Genomic DNA, 24,736 nt, shown 5'->3' with positions numbered 1-24,736 from the left:
TGACGCCTTCGGCTCGTAGGCAGGGGCGCGTCGAGCCGACACGGCGTGTAGCGAGGTCCTATCCTTTGTGGGTGCTGCTCACCTATCTGGACGAGTCGTACACCGACCGGTGGTACTGGATGGGCGCACTGATGGTCCCCGACACAGTGGCCATCCCATTGAGCACCGCCCTCGACGAGGTCGTGCTCAACGCGGCGAAGGCGTACGGCGTCAACGCGGAGTCCGAGCTGCACGGGTACGACCTGTTCCAGGGGCGGGCGCACTGGAGTGGGTTGCCACCCCGTGCCCGTGTGGCCGTCTACAACGCCGCGATGAAGGCCATCGGCGCGCACGACGTGACGATCATCTTGCGCGGGGTCGACCGCCACGGCCTCGCTCACCGTTATGCCTCCCCGAAGCCTGCACACGAGGTGGTGCTGTCGCATCTCCTGGAGCGTGTTGACGGCTATGCCGCAATGCGTGAGGAACTCGCTCTGGTCATCGCCGACGAGGTGGACAACCCGGCTACCCACCGCGCTGACCTGAGCCGCTACCGCGTCGACGGCACCGGAGGCTATCGATCACGACGGCTCACCCGGATCGTCGACACGTTGCACTTCGCCCCGTCGCACGCCTCGCGGCTGGTGCAGGCCGTGGATCTAGTGACCTTCCTCTATCGCCGGATGGCCAACGTCACGGGTCACGATCCACGCGAGGCGGCGGCCAACGAGAAGCTCTGGTCCTGGGTCGAGCAGCGGAGGTACCACTCATGGTGCTGGTCGCCTGCCGCCCGCCAGATGCACGAAGGGCCCGCGTGAGCGGGCCCTAAGGCGGCTGCGGGAACCCTCAAGAGAGGGCCTCCTGCATCACCCAGGTTAGCAGCGGTTTGCGGGCCACGCACAAACCGCCATGGTGTTTATCAGGAGGTTTGCGTCAAGGAACCGCCTTCAGGGCACGCAACTTTCTTGATCAACGGAGACGGAGACGGGCGGGGGCGGCGGGAGTGGTACCAGGTGGCGAAAAGGGCCACCGCCAGGAGCAGCTCGGCCAGGTCGCCGCCGTAGTACATGAGTTGGGCGGCCGAGCGGAACGCTTCCGGGTCCCGGTCGGTGAGGCCGGGCGGGAGGGTTTCGGCCTGGGCGTACAGGTACTTGGCCAGCACGGCGTGGCCGGCCGACGCGGCCAGTAACGCGCCGGTCCGTACCCCCAGTCCGGGGCGACGCGGCGCCGGGTCGGGCCCGGCCAACGACCAGGCGAAGAGGTACCCGGCGGCCAGGTAGTGCAGGTGTACGGCGTGGTGCAGGACGGGTTGCCGTTCGGCCGCCGCGTACAGCGGGGTGAGCAGCACCAACGCCAACCCGCCGGTGGTCAGCAGCGCGGCGGTGAACGGGTGGGCGAGCAGGTGCAGCGGGCGGGCGCGCAGCAGCCGGCCAACCGCTCGGCGTACCGGCGGCGGCGCGACGCGCAGCAGCAGCGTCACCGGGGCGGCGAGCACCAGCCCCAGCGGGGCCAGCATGCCGAGCAGCAGGTGCTGCGCCATGTGCCCGCGCGGGTTGTCGGGGAGTTGGGCCAGCGGCCCGACGGCGACCGCCAGCAGGGCGCAGCCGACCAGCCAGGAGGCGGCGCGCCGGTGGTCCCAGCCCCGCGAGTCTCGGACGGCGGCCAGCACGTAGCCGGCCGCCAACAACGCAACCGGGAACAGCGGGAGCCAGGTCGGCCCGGCCGCGCCGTGCCCAGCGTGCGCCAGCGGCCCGGCCACCGTCATCGCGGGCCGGCGCCGGACCGGCGGGACCGGGCCCGCCACAGGACAGCGACGCCGGCCAGCAGCAGCACCGCGCCGGCCACGTTCCAGACCACGTCGTACGGCACCAGGTGGACGCCGTAGCGGATCTGGTGCAGCCGGAGCACCTTGTGGTCGACGAGCCCGTCGAAGAGCTGGAATCCTCCGGCGCCGAGCAGGAAGCCACCCCAGGCCAGCCGGCTCGACAGGGCACGCCGTCGACGCAGGTCGGCGAACCAGAAGAACCCGCCGACCAGGGCGATCACCTCGGCGGCGTGCAGCAGCCCGTCCGAGAGCAGCGCCACCGAGGGGGTGGAACGGTCGTAGAAGTGGTGCCAGGCGAGGAGTTGGTGAAAGACGATCTCGTCCACCGCAGCCATGATCGCGATGCCGATCAGGACGCCGACGAGGGTGGAGGAACGAACGTCGGCGGTACGGGTCCTCGGCACTGTCGAATCGACCACCACACACCTCGCAGTCAGCTCGGATCAAGTCGCAAATACCCCGAACCGCATTAAACATGCCAGGTCGACGCGGCGGGAAGGCCCAATGGGCCGGTGGCACATCCCCGTTTCGTGACTCCCGGGCCACGGACGGCATGATCATGGAGCCTGGAGGGGCAGCGACAGCCAGATGCCGAGAAGGAGGTGCCCGTGCCGGACGCGGACGAACTCGTCGCCAACGCGCTCGCGGCGGTGCGCGACACTGACGTACGGCAGGCCGAACGGCAGCTGGACCAACTGATGGTCGGCACCGGCGCTGCGGACGGCACCACGGCGGTGGACGCCGCTCTGCTGCGTCGCCTGGTCCGCGGCCTGGGCCAACTCTGGCCGCGCGGTTGGCAGCCGGTCGACGTGGACCGGCTCACCAGTCGACGGCTCGACGCCCGCGCGGCCCGCCTGGTGCGTGCCGCGATGGCCGCCCAGCGGCGCGACCAGGCCGAGCCGGTCCCGGCCTGGTGGGACGACCAGCTACGCGAGCTGGCGGCCAGCGAGGGCGGTGCCGACGGCAGCGTGTTGACCGGCTGGGCCAGCCGGGAGGGTCTGGACCGGGCCGACGCGCTCCGCGCGGCCGTGGACACTCTCGCGCTGGTGGAGAGCCTGCCACCGATCGCGGTGCTGCGCCCACCGCCGGGCACGAGCGGCGCGGCACTGCCCCGCACGGCGGGCACGGGTCGCAGCGGGTCGCCGATGCTGGATCGGGTACGGGCGCTGCTGGCCAAGGCCGAGTCGACCACCTTTCCGGCGGAGGCCGAGGCCCTGACCGGGAAGGCCCAGGAGCTGATCGCCCGACACAGCATCGACGAGGCGCTGCTGGCGGCCGGCTCGGAGCGCGGGGACCTGCCCGGCGGCGTGCGCCTGAGCACCGACACCCCGTACGCGGGCGCGAAGGCGCTACTGGTGCAGGAGGTGGCGGCGGCGAACCGGTGCGAGGCGGTCTGGTCCGACGATCTCGGCTTCGCCACAGTGCTGGGCTGGCCGGCCGATCTGGTGGCGGTGGAGCTGCTCTACACGTCGCTGCTGGTCCAGGCCACGGCGGCGATGCTGCGGGGGCGTGCCGAGCGCCGGGCGGGGTCGGGGCGGCGGACGAAGGTCTGGGACGAGTCCTTCCTCAACGCGTTCGCGCTGCGGATCGGCGAGCGGCTGCGGACGGCCACCGAGGCGGCGACCGAAGCGGCGGACCGGGCGGCGGCCGAGACGGCCGGTGCGGAACGGCTGTTGCCGGTGCTCGCGGCGCGGGGCGAGGCGGTCCGGGAGCGGTTGGACACGCTCTTCCCCGGCGTCACCCGGCACCGGCTCAGCGTGCGCGACGCCGAGGGCTGGTCGTCGGGCACCTCGGCCGCCGACCGGGCTTCGCTGGACGTCGGCGGCGCCCGCAAGCCCCGACAGGTGCGCGGCCGACCCGATCCGCGCTGAACCATTCGGCGTGGGACCGCCCCCGGCGGACGTTTCTGCGATTTTCTTCGGTACGCGGTAGGGATCGGGGGAACGGCTCCGACCCTCCGGTGAGCCGCGCCCCGGTCGGGGTGCGACCAGAGCCTTGAGGAGCATCGCCGTGAAGTACATGCTGCTGATCTGGAACCGGCCCGGCTTCACCGAGGAGCTGAGCGAGCAGGAGCGCACCGCCCTGTTCGGTGAGGTCGACGAGATCATGAAGGAGCTGACCGAGACCGGCGAGCTGATCGGCGGCCAGGCGTTGGCCAATCCGTCGCAGTCGTTGACGGTCCGGCTCGTGGACGGCAGCCCCGAGGTCCTCGACGGCCCGTTCATGGAGAGCAAGGAGCAGTTCGCCGGTTACCTGGCCGTCGACTGCGACAGCCCGCAGCGGGCCGCCGAGATCGCCGCCCGCTGGCCGGACGTCCGGTACGGCGGCGCGATGGAGGTCCGCCCGATCATGGACGAGGCCGGGACGGAGATGTGACAGCGGACCGGACGGTCGAGGATCTGCTGCGCACGTTCGCGCCGCAGGTCCTCGGCCTGCTGGTCCGTCGGCACGGACAGTTCGACAGGTGCGAGGACGCGGTCCAGGAGGCCCTGCTCGCCGCCGCCACGCAGTGGCCCGGCCAGGGCGTACCGGACAATCCGCGCGCCTGGTTGTTCACAGTGGCCACCCGTCGGCTCACCGACGAGTGGCGTAGCGAGAGCGCGCGCCGGGACCGCGAGGTGGCGGTGGCGCGGCGCGAGCCGGCGTACGCCGGGGTGGCGCCGGCGGCGGACGCGGAGCCCGCCGTTGCGGCCGAGGACGACACCCTCACGCTGCTGTTCCTCTGCTGCCACCCGGCGCTGCCCGGTTCGGCGCAGGTGGCGCTCACCCTGCGAGCGGTCGGCGGTCTCAGCACCGCCCAGATCGCCCGGGCGCACCTGGTGCCCGAGGCGACCATGAGTCAACGGATCCGGCGGGCCAAGCAGCGGATCGAGGCCGCCGGGGCCCGGTTCACCATGCCCGGGCCGGCCGAGCGGGGCGAGCGGCTGGGCACTGTGCTGCGGGTGCTGTATCTGATCTTCAATGAGGGTTACACCGCGTCCAGTGGCCCGGACCTGCGCCGGGCCGAGCTGACCGGCGAGGCGATCCGGCTGGCTCGGATCCTGCGCGGGCTGCTGCCCGGCGACGGCGAGGTGGCCGGGCTGCTGGCGCTGATGCTGCTGACCGACGCGCACCGGGCGGCCCGGGTGGGGCCGGACGGGGATCTGGTGCCGCTGGCGGAGCAGGACCGTTCCCGGTGGGACGCCGCCGCCATCGCGGAGGGGGTCGCGCTGATCACCGAGGCGTTGACCTGGTCGCCGCCCGGCCCGTACCAGCTCCAGGCGGCGATCGCCGCTGTGCACTCCGAGGCGTCGACGGCGGCGGAGACGGACTGGCGGCAGATCGTCGCGCTCTACCGACTGCTGGCCCGGATCGCGCCGAACCCGATGGTCACCCTCAATCAGGCGGCGGCGGTGGCCATGGTTGACGGGCCCCGGGCCGGGCTCGCCCTGCTCACGCCGTTGGACGCCGACGAACGCACAGCCGGGCACCACCGGCTGGCAGCCGTCCGGGCTCACCTGTTGGAGCTGGCCGGGGAGTTCGCTGCGGCGCGGGAGGCGTACCTGGCGGCGGCGCGGGGCACCACGAGCCGGCCCGAGCAGCGCTACCTGGAGGTGCGGGCGGCCCGGCTGACCGGGCAGGGGTGAGCGACGCCGTCTTGCCATTTTGGCAACAATCTTTGCGCATCTCCCGGTCGCCGGTCACAGTCGTGGACGACCCGCGAAGGAGCACGACAGATGACCGAGCAGCACGAGTTCGACAAGGACTACTGGGAGCGGCACTGGCACCAGGCGCACCACGACCGCCCGGGTGCGATGAGCACGAGTCCCGCGCACCCGTACCTGGCCCGGGAGACCGACGCTCTGGTGCCGGGCTCGGCGTTGGACGCCGGCTGCGGCGCCGGCACGGAGGCGATCTGGCTCGCCTCCCACGGCTGGCAGGTCACCGCTGTCGACATCGCACCCGTCGCCCTCGCCCGGGCCGCCGAACGCGCGACGGAGAGCGGGGTCTCCGAGCGCGTGCGGTGGGTGGAGGCGGACCTGACGGCCTGGGCCCCCGAGATGCGGTTCGACCTGGTCACGACGCACTACGCGCACCCCGCGATGCCGCAGCTGGCCTTCTACGACCGCATCGCCGGGTGGGTGGCCCCCGGCGGCACCCTCCTGATCGTCGGGCATCTGCACACCTCGGACGCCACCGAGCCGGGGCACGGACACGTGCACGGACACGGACACCATCCGCCGGACGAGGCATCGGTCACCCTCGCGGACATCACCGCCGGCCTGGACAGCACCACCTGGGAGATCAGCACCGCCGAGGAGCACCGCCGCACGATGCCGGGCCGGGAGGCTCCGCTGCACGACGTGGTCGTACGCGCCACCCGACGCCAGTGAGCACACCGCTGCCGACCGCCGCGCGATCCGGCGGCCGGCAGCGGCCGTCACACCTCGGGTTCGACGGCCGGGCAGCTGGCACCGCGGGCGGGCACCACCTGGTCGATCAGGTACGAGTCGACGGCTCGTTGCATGCACGGGCTGCTGCTGTAGCTGCCGTGCCCCCACCCCTGGTAGGTGAGCACCGCGCCGCGCCGGCCCAACTGTCGCGCCACGTTGCGCGCCCAGTCGTAGCCCGTGGCCGGGTCGTGCACTGTGGCGGCGAGTAGCAACGGCACGTCGGTGTGGACCCGTAGCCGATGCTGCGGGTTGGCGACCGGCGTCGGGGTGCCCAGGCAGGTGACCAGCGCGAACAGTGCCGGCGGGTAGCGCAGGTCCGGCGCGAGCCGGGCCGCCCGGCGCAGATGTCCGGCGTACTCCCGGTAGTCGTGGACCGGCAGGCTCCAGTCCTGACAGAAAACCGCGAAGGGGTACGGAGCCACGGCGTCGCCGGTCGATGGGCCGGCGCTCCGCATGGCGGTGGGGGCATCCATCTTGCCCAGCCACTCGGCCAGCCCCGGCCACCGCCAGGTGTCGTAGAACTCCTTGTGGGTGAGCCGGCTCAATTCGAATGGGGTCAGCACCACCCCGGGCCGCTTCGGGTCGGTCAGCAGACCGCGCTCGGCCCGCGCGTGCAGCCCGGCCCAGATCGCCCGGAAGTCCCGACCGTGCAGGGCACAGGCCGTGGACCGGTCACACCAGGCGACGAACTCGTCGAACGCGCCCTCTGCTGTGGCGGCCTGGCTGTCGAGGAAGGCGCGGGTGCCGACGCTGTGGTCCATCGTGGCCTCCAGCACCATGGCCCGGACCCGGTCGGGGTACAGCTCGGCGTACCGCTGCCCGAGCACTGTGCCGTACGAGCTGCCGTGGAAGGTCAGCTGCCGCTCGCCGAGCGCGGCGCGGACCGCGTCCAGGTCGCGGGCTGCGCTGGTGGTGTCGACGTGGTCGTAGAGCGCCCCGGTGCGGGCCCGGCAGTCGGCGCGCAGCAGCGCGTTGTTGGCCAGCGTGGCGTCGAACTGGGCCTGGTCGGCGATCAGCTGCGGTTGCCGGGCGAGCAGGTCCCGGGAACAGACCACCGGGTGGCTGCCGCCGGTGCCACGTGGGTCGAAGCTGACGATGTCGAACCGGGCCCGCAGGTCGGCGCTGAACCGGGAGCTGCCGTTCACCACCCGGTCGACACCGCTGTCGCCCGGCCCGCCGGGGCCGAAGACCAGCGCGCCTTCCCGGGTGGCCGGCTTGGCGACCCGGCGGGCCAGCGACAGGTCGAAGCGCTCACCCCCGGGTCGGTCCCAGTCCACCGGCAGCGACAGGGCGCCGCACTCGGCGCTGGTGTCAGTAAGGCAGGGCCGCCAGGCGATCGTCGGGGCGGGCTGTGGTCGGGCGGCGGCCGGGCTCGCCGGGGTCAGGCCGGCGGCTGTCAGGGCCAGGGCGACGGCCCAGCCGACTGCGGATTTGCGTACGCGCAGCATGAGGTGTTGTCCTCTCCTCGAAGGAGCGTTGCCGGTGAAACTCGCCCACTGGGCGAGGTGATGCTGCTTCCACCCGGGCCGTCGAGTAGCCGCTCGACGGCCCGGGGCCTCTTCCCTCCGCCGGGTCAGTCGACCTCGCGCAGGACGCGTTCGAGCGTTGTCATCCGGGTCTCCATCCCGCCCAGCCGGCCGTCCACCGCCGCGAGCAGTCGGGCGTTCTCCGCCTGGGCCTGAGCGGCCGTCTCGGCGAGCCGGCGGTAGTCGTCCGCCCGGGCCGCCTCGTACCGGGCCCGCCGGGTCTTGGCGAGCTGCACGACGGTCACCGTGACCACGCTGATCAGGAAGGCGAAGATGCCGATCGCGCCGACCACCTCGGTCCAGTCGTGCTCGCTCATCGTTGCGCTCCCGGCTGCTCGCCCGAGTCGGGCACTGTCAGCGTCTCGACCGCCGCCGCGATGACCGCGGGGGTGAGTGTGAGCACGAACGGCTCCACCTCGTAGTAGTTCATGGCCTTCCCGTCCTCCGACAACTCCAGGCGGGCGGTGACCAGCCCGGCCGCCGCCAGCTTCCGTAGGTGGACCTGCAACAGCGCCCGGCTGATGCCCAGTTGCCGGGCCAGCCCGCTGACGTACGCACGCTCGCGGGCCAGCGCGGCGACGACCCGCAGCCGGTGCGGGTTGGCCAGGGTGGCCAGCACCCGGACCAGGTCGTCGCCGGTCGGCGGCGAAGCGGTGCTCATAACCAGCCCTTGCACATGCCAAGGAAAGTTAGCAGGTGTCGTCGTGCTGCGGGGCGGACGGAAAGCGGAATCAGGGGGATCTCAGGGTCGGCGAGAGAGGCCGGACACACAGCACGCCGGGCCGGTGATGATCACCGGCCCGGCGTGCGGGTACGTCGTACGTCAGCTCTTGAAGGCGTCCTTGATCTTCTCGCCCGCCTGCTTGAGCTTGGAGGTGGACTGGTCAGCGCGACCCTCCGCCTCCAGCTGCTCGTTGTCGGTGACCCGACCGGCGCCTTCCTTCAGCTTGCCGGCCGCGTCCTCGGTGGCGTTGTTGATCTTGTCGTCGAATCCCATTGCCAACCTCCATTGCAAGCGTCGCTACAACCACAGAGGTACCCCCGTCGTCACCGGCCCAACCATTACCGTCGTCACAGATTGGCGGCGGCCGGACGAAAGCGACGCAGGCGCAGGCTGTTGGCCACCACGAAGACCGAGGACAGCGCCATCGTGGCGCCGGCGATCATCGGGTTGAGCAGCCCGGCGGCGGCCAACGGCAGGGCCGCCACGTTGTAGCCGAACGCCCAGAACAGGTTGCCCCGGATGATGCCGAGCGTGCGTCGGGACAGCCGGATGGCGTCCACCGCGGCGTCCAGGTCGCCCCGGACGAGGGTGAGGTCGGCCGCCTCGATCGCCACGTCGGTGCCGGTACCCATCGCCAACCCCAGGTCGGCCTGGGCCAGCGCCGGGGCGTCGTTGACCCCGTCACCGACCATCGCCACCGACCGCCCCTCGGCCTGGAGTCGCTTGATCACTTCGACCTTCCCGGCCGGCAGCACCTCGGCGATCACCTCGTCGACACCCACCTCGGCGGCGACCGCGCGGGCCACGGTGGTGTTGTCCCCGGTCAGCAGGACCGGGGTCAGCCCCAGCCCGCGAAGCCGGGCCACCGCCGCCCGGCTGGTCGGCCGGACCACGTCGGCGACAGTGAGCACGCCGCGGGCCCGTCCGTCCCAGCCGGCGACGATCGCCGTAGCGCCGGCGGCCTCCGCGTCGCGCACTGCCCACTCGACCTCCGGCGGTACGTCCATCTCGTGCTCGCGCAGCAGCCGGACCCGCCCGACCAGCACGGCATGCCCGTCGACAGTGCCGGTCACCCCGAGCCCTTCGAGGTTGTCGAAGGCGGTCACCGGCGGCAGCGCGCCCGCGTCGGTGGCAGCGGCGGCGACCGCACGGGCGATCGGGTGCTCGGAGGCGGCCTCCACCGCCCCGGCGAGCCGGAGCAGCTCGGCCCGGTCCATACCGCTCGCCGGCACCACGTCCACCAGCGTCATCCGGCCGGTCGTCACGGTGCCGGTCTTGTCGAGCACCACGGTGTCCACCCGACGGGTCGACTCCAGCACCTCCGGGCCCTTGATCAGCACGCCGAGCTGGGCACCCCGACCGGTGCCGACCAGCAGCGCGGTCGGGGTGGCCAGGCCGAGCGCACACGGACAGGCGATGATCAGCACGGCCACGGCGGCGGTGAACGCGGCGGTCGGGCCGGCCCCGGTGCCGAGCCACCAGCCGAGCGTGCCGACGGCGAGGGTGATGACGATCGGCACGAAGACCCCGGAGATCCGGTCCGCCAGCCGCTGTACGGCCGCCTTGCCGCTCTGCGCCTGCTCCACCAGGTCGGCCATCCGGGCGAGCTGGGTGTCCGCGCCGACCCGGGTGGCCGTAACGATCAGCCGACCACCCGCGTTGATCGTGGCGCCGACCACGCCGTCACCCGGGGCGACCTCGACCGGCACCGACTCACCGGTGAGCATGCTGGCATCGACAGCGGAGGTGCCCTCGTCGACCACCCCGTCGGTGGCGATCTTCTCCCCGGGGCGGACCACGAACCGGTCACCGACGGCGAGCCGGTCCACGGGGATCAGGGTCTCCACGCCGTCGCGCAGCACCGCCACGTCCTTGGCGCCGAGGTCGAGCAGGGCGCGCAGGGCGGCGCCGGCGGTCCGCTTGGACCGGGCCTCGAAGTAGCGGCCGGCCAGGATGAACACGGTGACCCCGGCGGCCGCCTCCAGGTAGATGTTGCCGGCGCCGTCGGTCCGGGTGATGTCGAAGCGGAACGGGTGCGTCATCCCGGGCATCCCCGCGTCACCGAGGAAGAGCGCCCAGAGCGACCAGCCGAACGCGGCCAGGGTGCCGAGCGACACCAGCGTGTCCATGGTGGCCGCGCCGTGCCGCAGGTTGGTCCATGCGGCGAGGTGGAACGGCAGCCCGCCCCAGACCACCACAGGGGCGGCAAGGGTCAGCGACAGCCACTGCCAGTAGTCGAACTGCCAGGCCGGGACCATGGCCAGCAGGACCACCGGCACGCTCAGGGCCACCGACACCCAGAGCCGGGTACGCGGCCCCCGCAACGGGTCCACCGGAGGTTCCGCGCTGGGCGGGGCCGGCAACGCTGCTGTGTAGCCGGTCTTCTGCACCGTTCCGATCAAATCGTCCGGCGTCACGCCGTCGGCGTACCGGACGGTCGCCTTCTCGGTGGCGTAGTTGACGGTGGCGCTCACCCCGTCCATCCGGTTGAGCTTCTTCTCGATCCGGGCGGCGCACGCGGCGCAGGTCATCCCGCCGATCGCCAGTTCGATCCGGTTCGGCGCCTCGGGCAGCGGTCTGCTGGTGGTGGTCATCGTCTGGTCCCGTCAGTTGTGTCCGTGCCCGGGGGTGCCGTGGTCGGCCCCGCCGGTCGGTGCGGGTCCGCTCGGGGTGGGGGCGTCTCCGGTCGGGGCAGCGCCCGCGACCACTGTGAACTCGGCGGTGTGCACCCGCCCGCCGTGTTGGAAGTCGAGGTAGAGGCGGTAGCTGCCGGCCGAGGGCACCTCGGCGAGGAAGGTGACGGCCGGACCGGGCCGGGTGCGCCCATCGCCAGGCGTCCCGTCCGGGTGCACGTGCAGGTAGGCCAGGTCGCCCCGGCGCAGTGCCACCAGGTGCCCGTAGGCGCCCAGGTAGGGCTCCAGGTCGGTGACCGGCTGACCGTCCCGGCTGACGGTCAGGGTCAGCGACGACGTGCGGCCGGGCTGCGGCACACCGGTCAGGGTGACCGTGTAGCCGTCGACGGTGGTGCTGGTCGCCGGCGCGGGCAACGGCCGTTCGGTCAGCTCGCCGGGGACTGTCACGTCCACGCCGAGGGTCAGCGGCTCGCCCCCGGTCGGGGCGAAGTCGGCGAACGCCCGCCACTGCCCGGGACCGGTCAGCGGGGTGTCGACCCGCCAGGTGCCGTCCGGGGCGAGCTCGGGGTGAACGTGGCGGAAGCCGGAGAGGTCCCGTCGGGCGACGATCAGGTGCATCTGCTTGTCGTGCGCCACGTCGTACCGGGTGACCGGTTGGCCGTCCGGTCCGGCGATCCGGAAGGCGAACTCGCCGGCAGGGGCGTCGAGCGGTTCGAGGGTGTAGCCCCGGTCGGAGACGAGCAGGCCGCCGGGGAGCCGGGCGGCCGTCTCGTCGTGCTCGCCCGTCGCACGGGCGGCGTCGCCGTCGTGCCGGCTCTCGACCACCGGGGTGCGGTCGACGACCCGGCCGATCCCGTACGTCGTGCCGAACACCGCCGCGAGGCCCACGGCGAACCCGGCCAGTCTCGTCACGGTACGCACGCCGACCCCCCCCGATCACGCGTCGACGAGGTCGTAGCCGGCCTCGTCGACGGCGGCCCGGACAACAGCGGTGTCCAGCGGCTGATCGCTGCTGACCGTGACCCGGCCGGCCGCGAGGTCGACCTGGACGTCGCGCACCCCCGCGATGGCGCCGACCTCGGCGCTCACCGCGCTGACGCAGTGCCCGCAGGTCATGCCCTGCACCTGGTACGTCGTGTCGACCATTGGATCGTCTCCTTTGCGGTACCGGTACCCGGTGGGGGTATCTCGACAGAACACGACCGTACCATACCCCCAGGGGGTAGGCTATCCTGGTCGACATGACCGCACCCACCCCGATCCGCGGATACACCGCCAGCAAGGACCAGCTGCTCGCGCGGCTCCGCCGCGTCGAGGGGCAGGTTCGGGGCATCGAGAAGATGGTCGACGACGACCGCTACTGCATCGACGTGCTCACCCAGATCTCCGCCATCCAGGCCGCCCTCGACAAGGTGGCCCTCGGGCTGCTCGACGGGCACGCCCGGCACTGCATGCACGAGGGCGCCGCCGAGGGCCGGGCCGACGAGATGGCCACCGAGATGATGGCGGCGGTCGGCCGGCTCATGAAGCGCGGCTGACCGCACTCAGTCCGGCGCGGCGTCGGGCGGTGACGCAGCGGGCATGGCTCCAACATGCCGCCCCGGGGCCCGCCGCGCGGGCGGTTCGGCCGCCCGACACTCCGCCACGACCTGCAACCCCCAGGAGGGCTGGCTAACATCTCCCACGATGGCTCTCCACATGCTGCTGCACAGTCGGGCACCGGCGCCGCCACCTCGTGGCGTCGCCCCCGGCCGACCGGGCCGAGCACTGACCGTCCGTGATCAGGCGGTCGTCAGGCAGCGATCCGCGCCCGCCGTCCGCGGCGTTTCCACCGCAACGGTGAACCGCCCGGCCCGCTGACCCGTATCCCGCACCGGATCGTTGGGAGTCCCGCCTTGGCCGCCGACCACAGTCACCCCGCTCCGTCCGCCCCACCACGGGTGCGACGGATCCTCGTCGTGACTGTGGTACCCCTCTTCGTCGCCACAGTGCTGGCCGCGGTGCTGCTCTGGCCGCGCGGCGGGTCACCGCAGACCGATGGTGGTGCGGACGTGCCGCGCTACCCGGGGACGGTCACCCGGGTGGTGAGCGAGCCGTGCCCGCCGGTGCCGTCGGCCCCCGAGGGCACACCGAGAGTCGGCGACGGGCGGTGCGGCACTGTCGACGTCCTGGTGGACGACGGGCCGACCGCCGGCCAGCAGGTACGGACGCCGGTGCCCGACGGGCCCGGCGCACCCCGGGTCGAGGTCGGCGACGAGGTCATCCTGGTCGAACTGGCCGACCCGACCGATCCCACCACCAGCAACTGGAACATCGCCGAGCACCAACGCGGCACCCCGATGGTGTGGCTGGCGGTGATCTTCGCGGCCGCGATCGTCGCGTTCGGTCGGTGGCGAGGTCTGGCCGCGCTCGCCGGGCTGGCCGCCAGCTTCGCCATCCTGCTCACCTTCGTGCTTCCGGGCATCAGCGCCGGCGGGTCACCGCTGCTGGTGGCGGTGGTCGGCGCGGCCCTGATCATGTTCGTGGTGCTCTATCTGACCCACGGGGTCACCGCACAGACCTCGGTCGCGGTGCTCGGCACCCTGGGCAGCCTGGTGCTGACCGGCGTGCTCGCCACCATCGCCACGGCCGCGACCCACCTCACCGGCTTCGGCAGCGAGGACGCCACCACCCTGTCGATGTTCCAGGGCGACGTGGACCTGCACGGTCTGCTGCTCGCCGGGATCATCATCGGCTCGCTCGGGGTGCTCGACGACGTGACGGTCACCCAGGCGGCAACCGTCACCGAACTGGCGAACGCCAACCCCGGGCTGACCCGGTTGCAGCTGTACCGGGCGGCCACCCGGGTCGGCCGCGCGCACATCGCGTCCACTGTCAACACCATCGTGCTGGCGTACGCGGGCGCGTCACTGCCCCTGCTGCTCCTGCTCACCGCCGACGCGCGGCCGATCGGGCAGATCCTCACCAGTGAGTTCCTCGCGCAGGAGATCGTCCGCAGCGCGGTCGCCACCCTCGGCCTGATCGCCGCAGTGCCGCTGACCACCGGGCTGGCCGCGGTGGTGACCGCCGCCGGGCGTAGCGCTGCCACGGCGTCCACCGACGCTCCGGCGTCCCGGCCCCAGCCGGACCGCAGCGAGGCACTGGCCGCACTCATCTCACCGCGAACGGCCGGCACCGACGAGCCGGGCCAGAAGCGGGCCACACCCCCATCCGAGGCCACCGACCGGTGGCCGGAGTCGAACAGGAGCACGGATACGGCATGGTGACACTCCTCAGCGTGACCAGATCGGGCATCCACCCTGAGAACCGCGTCACTGGTCACTCAACGCTATGGCGAAATGACGCTTTTGGTCGGCATCCAGCCGTAGCTCACCTGGTCGACTCTCGGGTAACCTCGCTGCCGGTGACCGATGAAGGCGCGAAGCGGCGCCTGCGGTGCCACCGCCCAATCGCCAACCGGCGAGCCGGGGACCCAGGTACCTGGGGTGAATCCGCGTCAGCGGTAGGGGCCACTTCCGCCCCGAACCCGTCAGCTAACCCGGTCGGCGGTCGACGGAAGGGAACATTGTGACGGCACCCCTACGCCGCTGGTTGACACCCGTGGTGGCCGTGATCGCCGCACTGACAGTGCTCGCCGGGCCGCTCCCAGCGCACGCCGCCCCGACGACCCCCACACCCTCGGGGCACGAGGAGGACGGCGAGCCCAAGCTGCTCAACGACGTCATCGAGCAGGCCAACCGCGACTACTCCGCCGCAAAGTCCAAGCTGGACAAGTCCAAGAAGCGGCAGGGCGAGTTGGCCGCGGAGGTCAACCGGGCCAAGGCCGACCTGGACGCGTTGGCCCCGCAGGTCGGGCAGATCGCCGCCCAGGCGTACCGGACCGGCCGGATCGGCGCGGTCGCGATGCTGCTGGAGAGCGAAGCGCCCGACTCGTTCGTCCAGCGCGCCGGGATGCTCGACGAGATGAACATGGTCAACGAGAAGAAGCTCTCCGAGGTCAACGAGGTGAAGGCCCGCGCCGAGCAGGCCAAGCTGGCCCTCGACACCGAGGTCCGCGAGCAGCAGAAGCAGACCGCCCTGATGGCGAAGCGCAAGAGCGAGGCAGACAAGGCGCTCTCCCTCGTCGGCGGCAAGGGCTTCACCGGCGGCCTGGTGGATGCCACCTCCAAGGTCGCGAAGATCGGCCCGGGTCGCACGGCCGACGGTGACTGGAAGGCCCAGTCGTGCAGCGAGAACGACCCCACCACGTCCGGCTGCATCACACCGCGCACGCTGCACGCGTACAAGGAGGTCAAGGCGGCCGGCTTCAACCGGTTCGTCGGCTGCTACCGCCCCGGCGGGCCGTGGGAGCACCCGAAGGGCCGCGCCTGCGACTGGTCGCTACAGAAGAGCGGGTTCGCCCCGTGGCACAACAACGACACCCGGACGTACGGCAACAACGTCGCCGCGTTCCTCATCCGTAACGCAGACCGGCTCGGCATCTACTACGTGATCTGGAACCGGCAGATCTGGTTCCCGGCCACCGGCTGGAGTTCGTACAGCGGGCCGTCGAACCACACCGACCACGTTCACATGTCGCTGCTCTGACCTGCACGATCCCGTCGAGGGCCGTTCCGCGTGGCGCGGAGCGGCCCTCGTCGCGTCAGACGGTGGCAGCAGCGGCCGGGTCGGTCGACTCGGTGGATCCGGCCGGGGTCCCCAACGTCGCGAAGCCAGCGGGCACGGCGGCCACCGGGCGCACCGCTCCGGCAGCGAGTCGGTAGGACACCCCGACCACCGCGCACCGCCCCCGCGCCACCTCGTCGGCCAGCACCGGGGACTGCCCGAGCAACGTCTCGACGGTCTGGGCGATGTGGATGTCGACAATGCCGTCGATGTCGTCCACGCCCTCGGCCTCGGCCCGATGCAGGCTGGGCAGCACGGCGTCGACCACGGCGCGCAGATGGCCACTCGGTGCGGTACCGGTCGCGGCGGACTCCCGGGCGGCCTGCACCGCACCGCACGAGTCGTGGCCGAGCACCACCACCAGCGGGGTGCCGAGAACTGTCACCGCGTACTCGACGCTGCCGAGCACCTCAGGACCGGCGGTGTGCCCGGCGGTGCGAACCACGAACAGGTCGCCCAGACCCCGGTCGAAGATGATCTCGGCGGCCAGCCGTGAGTCGGAGCAGCCGACGATCACCGCGAACGGATGTTGCCCGTCGGCCACGGCGGCCCGGTGCCCGGCGTCCTGGTTGGGGTGGCGTGGTGCGCCGTCGACGAAGCGCCGGTTGCCGGCGACCAGCTCGGCGTACGCCCGGGTCGGCTCGTTGAGGGCGGTGGCCCGGTCGGTGGTCCGCTGCGGACCCGGCTGACCGCCAGAGCTCCCGGTATGACTCATCCCGCACCTCGTCTCGACGCATCTGACCTGGTCAAGCCGGCTCTTCGCCGGCCGTGCAGGCAGGCGCTGGCTCGTGCTCCACCGTCACACGCACCGTAAGATGCGTCAAGGTATGCGTGATTTAGATTTCATACGTTGACTCCGGCCACCCCCTGGAAAGGCGGTCGCACGATGGCGAGCACGGTGACGGACGACACCGGTGGCGGGCGGAACTGGACGTTCCTCACCAATCACGGGCACGTCCTGCTGGCCATCGCCCGCGATCCGACCGCCCGACTGCGCGACGTCGCGGCCGAGGTCGGGGTGACCGAACGGGCCGCGCAGGCGATCGTCGCCGACCTGGAGGCGGGCGGTTACCTGCACCGCACCCGGGTCGGGCGGCGCAACGAGTACACCCTCAACCCGGCCGGCCGGTTCCGGCATCCCGCCGAGGCCGACCGGCAGGTCGGCGATCTGCTCGCGTTGTTCGCCGACGATCCCGCCGCGAAGGCACGGCTCCAGGCCTGACCCTGGTCACCGGGGGCCGCTGACCGACGGTCACGGCGGTAACCTTTGCGGGTGCGCGAATGCCCTCCGTTGAGCGCGACCCCGTCCCGCCGTGCCCTTCGCGGCGTCCTCAGTGGAACGCTGGCGGTCCTGCTCGGCGCCGGCCTGGTGGCGCCCTCCCCCGCGACCGCCGCCCCGCCCCTCTGCGGTCCCACCGGCACCGACAGCCTGACCCAGATGCCGTGGGCGCTCCGCCGGTTGGAGCCGTCCTCGGCCTGGCCGCTGTCCCGGGGCGCCGGGATCACGGTGGCCGTGATCGACTCCGGAGTCTCCGCCGCCCACCCACTCCTCAAGGGGCAGGTGCTCGAGGGTCGCGACTTCAACGGCCTGCCAGCCCGGCAGGGCCAGTGCGACGAGGCCGGGCACGGCACGCTGATCGCCGGCATCATCGCGGGCCGGGAGGGCACTGTCGTCCCCTTCAGCGGCATCGCCCCGGCCGCCCGCATCCTGCCGATCCGGGTTCTGCCGCAGCTCGGGGCGGTCAACAACCCGCAGCTCCCCGCGCAGATCGCGGCAGCCATCGACTGGGCGGTCGCGCAGGGCGCCGACGTGATCAACCTGTCCCTGACCACAATTCCCCGCCCCGAACTGACGGCGGCCGTCGAGCGCGCGCTGGCCAGAGGGGTGGTGCTGGTCGCCGCCGCGGGCAACCGGTCGGAAGATTCGCAGAACCTGCCGGGTTACCCGGCCGCGTACCCCGGGGTGATCGCAGTCGGCGGGGTGGACGAGCAGGGCGGCCACGTCGGCACCTCGATCAGTGGCGACTATGTCGACATCGCCGCACCAGGGATGAACATCGTCGGGCCGGCGCCCGGAAACACCGGCTACCGCACCGTGCCGGAGGGCGGCACCAGCTACGCGGCCGCGTACGTGTCGGGAGTGGCCGCGCTGGTCCGGGCGGCCTACCCGAGTCTCGACCCGCAGCAGGTCGCGGATCGGCTGAAACGCACCGCGGACAACCCACCCGAGGGTCAGAATGCCGACATCGGGTACGGGATGATCAACCCGTACCGAGCGGTGTCGAGCCTGCTCGGCACCCGGGCGAACCCGCCCGCCGGCGCGCTCCCGGCACCCGCCGTGCGGGACGACCCGCTGAGCTGGCAGCGCCCCACCGCGATCTGGGCGGCGGTCATCGGCGGGCTACTCGCCGCGCTGCTGCTGGTCGCGCGACCGATCATGGCCCTGGGCCGCCGACGCGACTGGCGCCCCGGCCGACGCACCGACGCACCAACTGCTGGCTGAGCGTTGCACCGCAGCCCGACGCCTACGCCACACACAGAGCGGCTCCGGGCCGGCGAACCGGACCGGAGCCGCTCGTGCGAATCCCTCAGCTCCACACCTTGGAGTTGCTCATCTCCGTGGTGAGGTAGTTTTCGCGGGCGATGCCCACGGCACCGCCGATCTCGTTCAGGATCCGGTTGATGTCCCGAACCGCCGCGTCCCACTTCGCCTGGTGCTGCTCGTAGGCAACCCGGTCCTCGCCGTCCCAGTGCAGCTTGGTCAGCATCGACCGCAGCGTGTCAAGCTTTTCCTCGAGGGTCTTCGAGATGGCCTGCATCTGCTGGTTGCTGCTCTCGAGGACCGCATAGTCAACTTTGATCGTCACGATTTCCTCCTCTGCCGGCTACGGATCACGGGTTGAGAGCAGAGTGGAACTTGTCCAGCATCTGCTGCTGCTCTTCGTCGTTGACCTGGTGCGTCGTACCCGACTTGTCGAGCAGGTCAGCGATGCTGTCCATCGCCGTCAGCAGTTTGACGGTGTCCTCGTTCCAGCGCGTCATCAGCGACTGGAAGCCCGTGGACGCCTGGCCCTTCCACGCGATGGCCAGATCGTCGACCACGTTCCACAGCTTCTTCAGCTCGCCGTCGACCTCGCTGCGCGTGGACCGCACGTCACTCGCGGCGGTATGCAGAGTCGCAGCTTCGACCTCGAACGCCATGCTTCACACCCTTCCGTCTGTTGTGGTGGCGGCTTCGCCGCACCCTCCCCCGCGGCAAGGCAGCAACACCCCACCGACGGACACTCCTGTGAAGACCGTAGCGGAACGTGTCCAGCCCTCGCAGCCCTGACCGGTGACGTTCAATGGATGGTGGTGAATCGGACCGGAACGGCCCACCACCCCCTACCGAACGACCGACAGTGCTCAGGTCGGCTCGGACCAGGCGGTCTGAATCAGCTGCTGGCCATCGCGACGGCGCACCAGGGTGCCCCGGCCGGGCGGTTGCGGGCTCGGCCGCAACGTGCCGAAGACCGCGCCCTCCTCCCGGTTGCCGGACATCAGCAGGCCCGGCGAGTCCAATTCGCGCAGCCGTTGCAGCACCGGCTCGTAGAGCGCCCTGGACACACCACCGACCCGGCGCGTGACGATCAGGTGCAGACCGATGTCGCGGGCCTGCGGCAACAACTCCTGGAGAGCGCTCAGCGGATTGCTGCCGCCGGAGGCCACCAGGTCGTAGTCGTCCACCAGGATGTACAGATCCGGACCCTTCCACCAGCTCCGATCACGCAGCTGGGCCGTGGTCACGTCCGGGCCGGGCAGCCGGTTGGAGAGCGCGCTGCGGATCGACCCGAGCCCCTGGGCGAACGCCTGGTTCGACGGGGCGTAGTCGAGCAGGTGGTCACCCTCCACCGCCCCCAGCAGGCCACGCCGGTAGTCAGCGATCACCAGCCGGGCCTGCGCCGGCGTGTACCGCTCGGTGATCCCCCGGGCGAGCAGGCGCAGCAGGTTGGTCTTGCCGCACTCCGCATCGCCGAAGACCGTCAGGTGCGGCTCGTTGGCCAGGTCCAGGTAGACCGGCGCGAGTGCCGACTCGTTGACACCGATCGGAAGCCCGGGTGCCGAGCGGTCGATGATCCGGGCCAGCTCCGCCACCGGCAGCCGGCGCGGCAGCAGGCGCACCTTCGGCGCCGGGCGACCCGGCCAGTTCGCCGCCACGTGCCCGGCCAGGGACAGCGAGGCCTCGCTCAGGTCGTCGATGTCGCGCCGACCGTCGATCCGCGAGATGGCCGTGAGGAAGTGCAGCTTGTCCCTGGTCAGGCCGCGACCGGGCGACTTCTCCGGCACGTTGTTCGCCGCGCGGCGGTCGATCTCGGACTCCGACGCGTCGCCGAGGCGCAGCTCCAACTTGGTGCCGAGCAGATCCCGCATGTTGATCCGGATCTCCGCCCACCGTACGGCGGTGAGCACCACGTGCACCCCGAAGCCCAGGCCCCGGTTGGCCAACGTGGTGATGGTCTGCTCCAGCTCCTCGTACTCCTGGCGCAGGGTGTTCCACCCGTCCACCACCAGGAACACGTCGCCGAACGGGTCGTCCGCGAACTCACCAGCGGCACGGCGACGGCGGTAGCTCGCCACCGAGTCGATGCCGTGCTGGGCGAAACGAGCCTCCCGCTCGTCCAGGATGGCGACCACCTCGGCCACCGTCCGGCGGACCGCCTCGACGTCGCGCCGACCGGCCACCCCGGCCAGGTGCGGCAACCGCTCCATGCTGCGCAGCGCGCCCCCGCCGAAGTCCAGGCAGAAGAACTGCACCTCCCGCGGCGTGTGCGTGAGCGCCAGCGAGGCGAGCAGCGTACGCAGCATCGTGCTCTTGCCACTCATCGACCGACCGACGATGACCACGTTGCCGCCGGCCCCGGCCAGCTCGACCATCATCGGGTCCCGGCGCTGCTCGTAGGGGCGGTCCACCACGCCGACCGGCACTGTCAGTCGCCCGCGCCCGGGCCATGACGCGGTGCACAGCCCGTAGGTCGGGTCGACCGCCAGCGGGCCGAGCAGCTCACCCAGGCCCGGCGGGTCGGCAAGCGGCGGCAGCCACACCTGGTGCGCCGGCCGGCCTCGACCCTTGAGCTGGTCGATCAGCACGTCGAGCATCGCCACGGCCTTGCCGTCGGCCGGCTGCTCAGGCTCCGGGGCGGTGGCCACCGGCACCTGCGGGACCTGCACCGGGACGAAGTCGAGACCGTAGGGCACGATCCGCCGCTGCACCAACGCCTGCGAGGCGGAGGCCTGCTGCCCCGGCGCCCGGTACGCCCCCGACACGTACGCGGCCCGGAACCGCAGCATGGTGCTGGTGTCCGTCTTCAGGTAGCCGTGGCCCGGCGCGTTCGGCAGCTCGTACGCGTCCGGAACGCCGAGCACGATCCGGCTCTCCACGGCGGAGAACGTCCGCAGACCGATCCGGTACGACAGGTGCGTGTCGAGGCCCCGCAGCTTGCCCTCCTCGAGGCGCTGACTGGCCAGCAGCAGGTGCACGCCGAGGGACCGACCCAACCGGCCGATCATCACGAACAGGTCGATGAAGTCCGGTTTGGCGGCGAGCAGCTCGCTGAACTCGTCGCAGATGATCAACAAGCTGGGCATCGGCGCCAGCGGCTCACCGGCCGAGCGCGCCTTCTCGTACTCGAAGCGGGAGACGTAGTTGCCGGCCGCCCGCAGCAGCTCCTGCCGGCGCACCATCTCGCCGGCGAGCGCGTCGCGCATCCGGTCGACCAACGGCAGCTCGTCGGCCAGGTTGGTGATCACCGCGCTGGTGTGCGGAAGCGCCTCGAGCGAGGCGAAGGTGGCGCCGCCCTTGAAGTCGACCAGGACGAAGTTCAGTTCCTCCGACGAGTGGGTCACCGCCAACGCGGCCACAACGGTACGCAGCAGCTCGCTCTTGCCGGAACCGGTCGCGCCGATCACCAGGCCGTGCGGGCCCATGCCCTCGTGCGCCGACTCCTTGAAGTCGAGCTCGACCACGTTGCCGTCCGGGCCGACACCGAGCGGGATGCGCAGCCGGTCCCGGTGCCCACGCGGGCGCCAGGTGTTCTGCACGTCCACCGACGCGGCGTCACCGACGCCGAGCAGGTCCGGAAGCTCCGTGCTGCGGGCCAGCGGCTCGTCGCCGCCGGTCTGCTGCTGGGAGAGCCGGAAGGGGGCGATCTGTCGGGCCAGCCCCTCGGCGGCCTCCGCGCTGAGCCGGTCGGGCCGACCCAGCGTCGACGACGAGCTGCCGCGGACCAGGTCGAGTGAGCTTCCGTCACCCACGTCGAGGCAGAGCAGCCAACGGCCGGCGTCACGCGGCACCGTGCCGGAGAGGTCGATCACTGTGGCCCCGAGCAGCCCCGGGCCGACCAGCTGGCAGGTCGGTGAGATCTCCCCGCCGTCGATCACCACTACCAGGTGCGGGGCGGTGGTCAGCGGCTTGGCCTCCGGCGCGAACCGCGGCCGCCCGCCCATCTCGGCGGCGAGCGACGCCTCGGCCTCGGCCAGGCTGGCGAAGACCAGCCGGCGCGCGCCGGCGGCGTCCGTACGACCGCTGTGGTGAGCGTGTGGCAGCCACTTCACCCAGCCCCAGGACGACTGCCGGTCGGGTGCGGCGACCACCGCGATCACCAGGTCATCCGGTGCGTGGAAGGTGGCCAGCTGCCCCAGCGCCGCCCGGGTCAGGTCGAGCACCGGCTCGCGGTCGCCGCGCAGCACCACCCGGCTGAACGCGCGCACCGACAACGCCGTCGGCAGGTCGGGCACCGTGGAGTGTGCCCGGACGAACCGGCGAAGCGCGATGGCGCTCATCGGCTCCAGGTCCTCCACCGGCTTCGTCTCCGGCGGAACGATCTCCACAGCTAGCCGCTGCGGGCCGAGGGCGATCCGGGTCTCTCCGAAGTCGTCCTCGGTGACCCGCCGCTCCCAGAGTCGCCGGGACGCGGCGAGCGACCAGAGCGCGTCGGGCTCCGGGTGCCGCCAGGCCATCGCGGCCCGCTGCTGCTCGGCGGCGCGCCGGGTGCGCTTGCGCATCTGCGCCAGGTAGCGCATGTAGTCGCGGCGATCGGCGTTCAGCTCTGCCTTGTCCTTGCCGCCGCTGTTGGCCAGCGAGCCGATCGCCATGCCGAGCATCGAGACACCGAACAGACCACCGGCGACGTAGGTCATCATGCCGCCGCCCTTGCCGGCGTAGAGGAACGCCATGGCGCCGACCCCGCAGAACATCGGCAGGATCATGAGCAGCTGCCCCATCCCGCGGGGCGTCGGCTCCGGCAACTCGGGAGGCGACTCCAGCAGCACCTCGCCGCGCGGTAGGGCCGGCCCCGGCTGACGCGGGAGCCGGCGGAACACCACAGTGCTCACGGCTGTCTCCTCCCCAGAAGCGGCAGTGATGACGTGCGGCCCGTGGAACACCGCCCGCGGGTGGGCATCGTACGTGCCGTCATCGTAGGTAATCTGCCGTGTGCGCGGTGGACCCGGACCGCAGCATCACAGCCAGCCGATCACAGACGCACACCTGGAGGCCACTGTGGCGACGAAGACGGCGACCGGTGGTCTGAGCCGGATCACCATCGTGGCTCCACGTACCCGGATGGATCTGGCGCTGCCATCGGACGTGCCGATGGCCGACCTGCTCCCCACCCTGCTGCGCTACGCCGGTGAGGACATGGCCGACGAGGGCGCGCGGCACGGCGGCTGGGCACTGTCCCGGTTGGGCGGTGCGCCGCTCGACGGTGGTCGTACCGCGGCGCAGCTCAGCGTCCGCGACGGCGAGGTGCTCTACTTCAACCCCCGGTCCGACGCCGCACCGGAGATCGTCTTCGACGACGTGGTGGACGCGGTCGCCACCGCTACCAACCAGCGCCCCGGCGCCTGGCAGGTCGGAGCGACCCGCTCCTTCGCTGTGGTCTTCGCGGCGGCGGCGTTCGGCGCCGGCGCGCTGGCCGCCCTCTTCGCCGGTCCGCCGCACCTGCCCGGCGCGCTGGCCGCGCTGCTGGTCGCTGTGGCGCTGCTGGTGGGCGCAGCGGTGCTGTCCAGGGCCGCCGGCGACAGCGGCATCGGCGCGGTGCTGGCCCTGGTCGGCCTGGTGCACGCGGCCACCGGCGGCCTGCTACTGCTCGCCGGCGATCGATCGCTGACCAACCTGGCCAGTCCGCATGTCCTGCTCGCGGCGACCGCCGCGGTGGTGGCCGGCGCGGTGGCAGTGCTGGCGGTCGGCGACCGGTACCCCCTCTTCTTCGCCGCGATCGGGGTCGCCGCCGCTACCGGCCTGGGCGCGGTGCTCTGCCTGGCCCTGGGCCTCGACGCGGCAGCCTCCGCAGCGGTGGTCGCGGCTGTCGCGTTCGGCGTGGTGCCGGCGCTGCCGATGATGGCCTACCGGCTGGCCCGGCTGCCGGTGCCGTCGATCCCGACCGGTCCGGAGGACCTGAAGACCGACAGCGAGTCGGTGGACGGCCGGCAGGTGCTCCAGCAGAGTGAGCGCGCCGACCAGTTCCTCACCGGTCTGCTGTGGACCGTCTCGCTGCTGGTGCTGGGCGCGCAACTCGTACTGGCCCTGGACGGGCGCCTGCCCGCGGTGCTGCTCTGCCTGGTGCTGGCCCTGCTGGCGCTGCTGCGGGCCCGCCCCCTCCTGGGCCGGGCCCAGCGCACCCCTGTGCTGCTGGCCGGCACCGTGGGTCTGGGCCTGGCGGCCGCTACCACCTTCGCCGGTGGGTCGCTGCCGGTCCGGCTCGGCCTGATCCTGGGCGGGCTGGTGCTCGCCGCGGTGATCAGCCTGATCTACGGTCTGACCGTCGCCGGCAAGCGCATCTCGCCGGTCTGGGGTCGCCTGCTCGACATCGCCGAGATCCTGCTCATCATCTCGCTGGTGCCGCTCGCCTTCTGGGTCTGCGGCCTCTACGGCTGGATCGTCAACCTCCGACCCTGACCGTGTGCCGCCGTCG

Annotated in this window: 24 protein-coding genes and 1 riboswitch; of the genes, 11 read left to right on the top strand and 13 right to left on the bottom strand. The window is 72.0% G+C overall.

Features of this window, described 5'->3' with window-relative positions:
• The first annotated feature begins 71 nt into the window (after window positions 1-71).
• Complete coding sequence (locus ABZS40_RS15940) at window positions 72-797, top strand: DUF3800 domain-containing protein (protein ID WP_354943990.1); 726 nt, start codon at window positions 72-74, stop codon at window positions 795-797.
• A gap of 101 nt (window positions 798-898) precedes the next feature.
• Here ABZS40_RS15940 and ABZS40_RS15935 read toward each other — a convergent pair whose 3' ends face one another.
• Complete coding sequence (locus ABZS40_RS15935) at window positions 899-1,744, bottom strand: cytochrome c oxidase assembly protein (protein WP_354943989.1); 846 nt, start codon at window positions 1,742-1,744, stop codon at window positions 899-901.
• Entirely contained in the window at window positions 1,741-2,223 is a 483-nt protein-coding gene (locus tag ABZS40_RS15930) for a DUF2243 domain-containing protein (protein ID WP_354943988.1), read from the bottom strand. The genes ABZS40_RS15935 and ABZS40_RS15930 overlap by 4 nt, the downstream gene beginning before the upstream one ends.
• Window positions 2,224-2,412: 189 nt before the next feature.
• On the opposite strand from ABZS40_RS15930, the gene ABZS40_RS15925 reads away from it, so the two are divergent.
• The 4 genes from ABZS40_RS15925 to ABZS40_RS15910 all read left to right on the top strand — a co-directional run bounded on the left by ABZS40_RS15925 (window position 2,413) and on the right by ABZS40_RS15910 (window position 6,177).
• Entirely contained in the window at window positions 2,413-3,675 is a 1,263-nt protein-coding gene (locus ABZS40_RS15925; protein WP_354943987.1) for a DUF2786 domain-containing protein, read from the top strand.
• A 148-nt stretch (window positions 3,676-3,823) separates the two neighbouring features.
• Window positions 3,824-4,180, top strand: a complete 357-nt coding sequence (locus ABZS40_RS15920; RefSeq protein WP_238682127.1) for a YciI family protein — start codon at window positions 3,824-3,826, stop codon at window positions 4,178-4,180.
• On the top strand, window positions 4,177-5,430 hold the full coding sequence (locus ABZS40_RS15915; protein ID WP_354943986.1) for a sigma-70 family RNA polymerase sigma factor: 1,254 nt from the start codon (window positions 4,177-4,179) through the stop codon (window positions 5,428-5,430). Before ABZS40_RS15920 ends, ABZS40_RS15915 begins: the two co-directional genes overlap by 4 nt.
• 90 nt (window positions 5,431-5,520) lie before the next feature.
• Window positions 5,521-6,177, top strand: a complete 657-nt coding sequence (locus ABZS40_RS15910) for a class I SAM-dependent methyltransferase (RefSeq protein WP_354943985.1) — start codon at window positions 5,521-5,523, stop codon at window positions 6,175-6,177.
• Window positions 6,178-6,224: 47 nt separating this feature from the next.
• Here ABZS40_RS15910 and ABZS40_RS15905 read toward each other — a convergent pair whose 3' ends face one another.
• From ABZS40_RS15905 to ABZS40_RS15875, 7 genes are all read right to left on the bottom strand, one after another.
• Window positions 6,225-7,685, bottom strand: coding sequence for an alpha/beta hydrolase (locus ABZS40_RS15905; RefSeq protein ID WP_354943984.1), 1,461 nt, complete (start codon window positions 7,683-7,685; stop codon window positions 6,225-6,227).
• Between the two features lie 125 nt (window positions 7,686-7,810).
• Complete coding sequence (locus ABZS40_RS15900; protein ID WP_354943983.1) at window positions 7,811-8,080, bottom strand: hypothetical protein; 270 nt, start codon at window positions 8,078-8,080, stop codon at window positions 7,811-7,813.
• Window positions 8,077-8,424, bottom strand: coding sequence for a helix-turn-helix domain-containing protein (locus ABZS40_RS15895; protein WP_285792822.1), 348 nt, complete (start codon window positions 8,422-8,424; stop codon window positions 8,077-8,079). The genes ABZS40_RS15900 and ABZS40_RS15895 overlap by 4 nt, the downstream gene beginning before the upstream one ends.
• Window positions 8,425-8,586: 162 nt before the next feature.
• On the bottom strand, window positions 8,587-8,760 hold the full coding sequence (locus ABZS40_RS15890) for a CsbD family protein (protein ID WP_354943982.1): 174 nt from the start codon (window positions 8,758-8,760) through the stop codon (window positions 8,587-8,589).
• A gap of 74 nt (window positions 8,761-8,834) precedes the next feature.
• On the bottom strand, window positions 8,835-11,081 hold the full coding sequence (locus tag ABZS40_RS15885; RefSeq protein ID WP_354943981.1) for a heavy metal translocating P-type ATPase: 2,247 nt from the start codon (window positions 11,079-11,081) through the stop codon (window positions 8,835-8,837).
• A gap of 12 nt (window positions 11,082-11,093) precedes the next feature.
• Complete coding sequence (locus tag ABZS40_RS15880) at window positions 11,094-12,041, bottom strand: hypothetical protein (protein WP_354943980.1); 948 nt, start codon at window positions 12,039-12,041, stop codon at window positions 11,094-11,096.
• A 15-nt stretch (window positions 12,042-12,056) separates the two neighbouring features.
• Window positions 12,057-12,266 carry a copper ion binding protein gene (locus ABZS40_RS15875; RefSeq protein WP_238681977.1) on the bottom strand — a complete coding sequence of 70 codons (210 nt, stop codon included), beginning with the start codon at window positions 12,264-12,266 and terminating at the stop codon, window positions 12,057-12,059.
• 95 nt (window positions 12,267-12,361) lie between these two features.
• Between ABZS40_RS15875 and ABZS40_RS15870 the strand changes: the two genes are divergently transcribed.
• The 3 genes from ABZS40_RS15870 to ABZS40_RS15860 all read left to right on the top strand — a co-directional run bounded on the left by ABZS40_RS15870 (window position 12,362) and on the right by ABZS40_RS15860 (window position 15,707).
• Window positions 12,362-12,658: a metal-sensitive transcriptional regulator gene (locus ABZS40_RS15870; protein WP_030329541.1), complete on the top strand. Its 297-nt coding sequence runs from the start codon at window positions 12,362-12,364 to the stop codon at window positions 12,656-12,658.
• A 357-nt stretch (window positions 12,659-13,015) separates the two neighbouring features.
• Window positions 13,016-14,386 carry a YibE/F family protein gene (locus ABZS40_RS15865; RefSeq protein ID WP_354943979.1) on the top strand — a complete coding sequence of 457 codons (1,371 nt, stop codon included), beginning with the start codon at window positions 13,016-13,018 and terminating at the stop codon, window positions 14,384-14,386.
• A 166-nt stretch (window positions 14,387-14,552) separates the two neighbouring features.
• A riboswitch (cyclic di-AMP (ydaO/yuaA leader) is annotated at window positions 14,553-14,683 on the top strand.
• Window positions 14,684-14,687: 4 nt separating this feature from the next.
• Complete coding sequence (locus ABZS40_RS15860) at window positions 14,688-15,707, top strand: hypothetical protein (RefSeq protein ID WP_354943978.1); 1,020 nt, start codon at window positions 14,688-14,690, stop codon at window positions 15,705-15,707.
• Window positions 15,708-15,762: 55 nt separating this feature from the next.
• Here the strand turns inward: ABZS40_RS15860 and ABZS40_RS15855 are convergent, their stop codons facing one another.
• A complete protein-coding gene (locus ABZS40_RS15855; protein ID WP_354943977.1) occupies window positions 15,763-16,500 on the bottom strand; it encodes a carbonic anhydrase in 738 nt (245 codons plus the stop codon).
• A 171-nt stretch (window positions 16,501-16,671) separates the two neighbouring features.
• On the opposite strand from ABZS40_RS15855, the gene ABZS40_RS15850 reads away from it, so the two are divergent.
• Together ABZS40_RS15850 and mycP are read left to right on the top strand one after the other, a co-directional pair.
• The gene (locus ABZS40_RS15850; RefSeq protein ID WP_354943976.1) at window positions 16,672-17,007 is read left to right on the top strand and encodes a MarR family winged helix-turn-helix transcriptional regulator; all 336 of its coding nucleotides are present in this window, start codon (window positions 16,672-16,674) and stop codon (window positions 17,005-17,007) included.
• 51 nt (window positions 17,008-17,058) lie between these two features.
• A complete protein-coding gene (gene mycP, locus ABZS40_RS15845; RefSeq protein ID WP_354943975.1) occupies window positions 17,059-18,288 on the top strand; it encodes a type VII secretion-associated serine protease mycosin in 1,230 nt (409 codons plus the stop codon).
• An 85-nt stretch (window positions 18,289-18,373) separates the two neighbouring features.
• Here the strand turns inward: mycP and ABZS40_RS15840 are convergent, their stop codons facing one another.
• The 3 genes from ABZS40_RS15840 to eccCa all read right to left on the bottom strand — a co-directional run bounded on the left by ABZS40_RS15840 (window position 18,374) and on the right by eccCa (window position 23,156).
• A complete protein-coding gene (locus ABZS40_RS15840; protein WP_030329555.1) occupies window positions 18,374-18,652 on the bottom strand; it encodes a WXG100 family type VII secretion target in 279 nt (92 codons plus the stop codon).
• Between the two features lie 25 nt (window positions 18,653-18,677).
• Window positions 18,678-18,986 (bottom strand): WXG100 family type VII secretion target, encoded by a 309-nt coding sequence (locus ABZS40_RS15835; protein WP_030329557.1) that lies wholly within the window; start codon window positions 18,984-18,986, stop codon window positions 18,678-18,680.
• Window positions 18,987-19,190: 204 nt separating this feature from the next.
• A complete protein-coding gene (gene eccCa / locus ABZS40_RS15830) occupies window positions 19,191-23,156 on the bottom strand; it encodes a type VII secretion protein EccCa (protein ID WP_354943974.1) in 3,966 nt (1,321 codons plus the stop codon).
• 166 nt (window positions 23,157-23,322) lie between these two features.
• On the opposite strand from eccCa, the gene eccD reads away from it, so the two are divergent.
• Entirely contained in the window at window positions 23,323-24,720 is a 1,398-nt protein-coding gene (eccD, locus tag ABZS40_RS15825; RefSeq protein ID WP_354943973.1) for a type VII secretion integral membrane protein EccD, read from the top strand.
• Window positions 24,721-24,736 lie beyond the last annotated feature (16 nt).

Origin of the sequence: Micromonospora sp. NPDC005324, assembly GCF_040607155.1 — a bacterium.
In the GTDB taxonomy this organism is placed as follows: Bacteria; Actinomycetota; Actinomycetes; order Mycobacteriales; family Micromonosporaceae; genus Micromonospora; species Micromonospora trifolii.
This window is presented reverse-complemented; position numbering and strand designations above follow the sequence as displayed.

Bases quoted from the DNA above. Each gene is read 5' to 3' on its own strand.
- ABZS40_RS15850 (WP_354943976.1), top strand. From the start codon at position 16,672: ATGGCGAGCACGGTGACGGACGACACCGGTGGCGGGCGGAACTGGACG.
- ABZS40_RS15885 (WP_354943981.1), bottom strand. From the start codon at position 11,081: ATGACCACCACCAGCAGACCGCTGCCCGAGGCGCCGAACCGGATCGAA.
- ABZS40_RS15920 (WP_238682127.1), top strand. From the start codon at position 3,824: ATGCTGCTGATCTGGAACCGGCCCGGCTTCACCGAGGAGCTGAGCGAG.
- ABZS40_RS15835 (WP_030329557.1), bottom strand. From the start codon at position 18,986: ATGGCGTTCGAGGTCGAAGCTGCGACTCTGCATACCGCCGCGAGTGAC.
- ABZS40_RS15895 (WP_285792822.1), bottom strand. From the start codon at position 8,424: ATGAGCACCGCTTCGCCGCCGACCGGCGACGACCTGGTCCGGGTGCTG.
- ABZS40_RS15910 (WP_354943985.1), top strand. From the start codon at position 5,521: ATGACCGAGCAGCACGAGTTCGACAAGGACTACTGGGAGCGGCACTGG.
- ABZS40_RS15900 (WP_354943983.1), bottom strand. From the start codon at position 8,080: ATGAGCGAGCACGACTGGACCGAGGTGGTCGGCGCGATCGGCATCTTC.
- ABZS40_RS15935 (WP_354943989.1), bottom strand. From the start codon at position 1,744: ATGACGGTGGCCGGGCCGCTGGCGCACGCTGGGCACGGCGCGGCCGGG.
- ABZS40_RS15905 (WP_354943984.1), bottom strand. From the start codon at position 7,685: ATGCTGCGCGTACGCAAATCCGCAGTCGGCTGGGCCGTCGCCCTGGCC.
- ABZS40_RS15890 (WP_354943982.1), bottom strand. From the start codon at position 8,760: ATGGGATTCGACGACAAGATCAACAACGCCACCGAGGACGCGGCCGGC.
- ABZS40_RS15875 (WP_238681977.1), bottom strand. From the start codon at position 12,266: ATGGTCGACACGACGTACCAGGTGCAGGGCATGACCTGCGGGCACTGC.
- ABZS40_RS15855 (WP_354943977.1), bottom strand. From the start codon at position 16,500: ATGAGTCATACCGGGAGCTCTGGCGGTCAGCCGGGTCCGCAGCGGACC.
- ABZS40_RS15870 (WP_030329541.1), top strand. From the start codon at position 12,362: ATGACCGCACCCACCCCGATCCGCGGATACACCGCCAGCAAGGACCAG.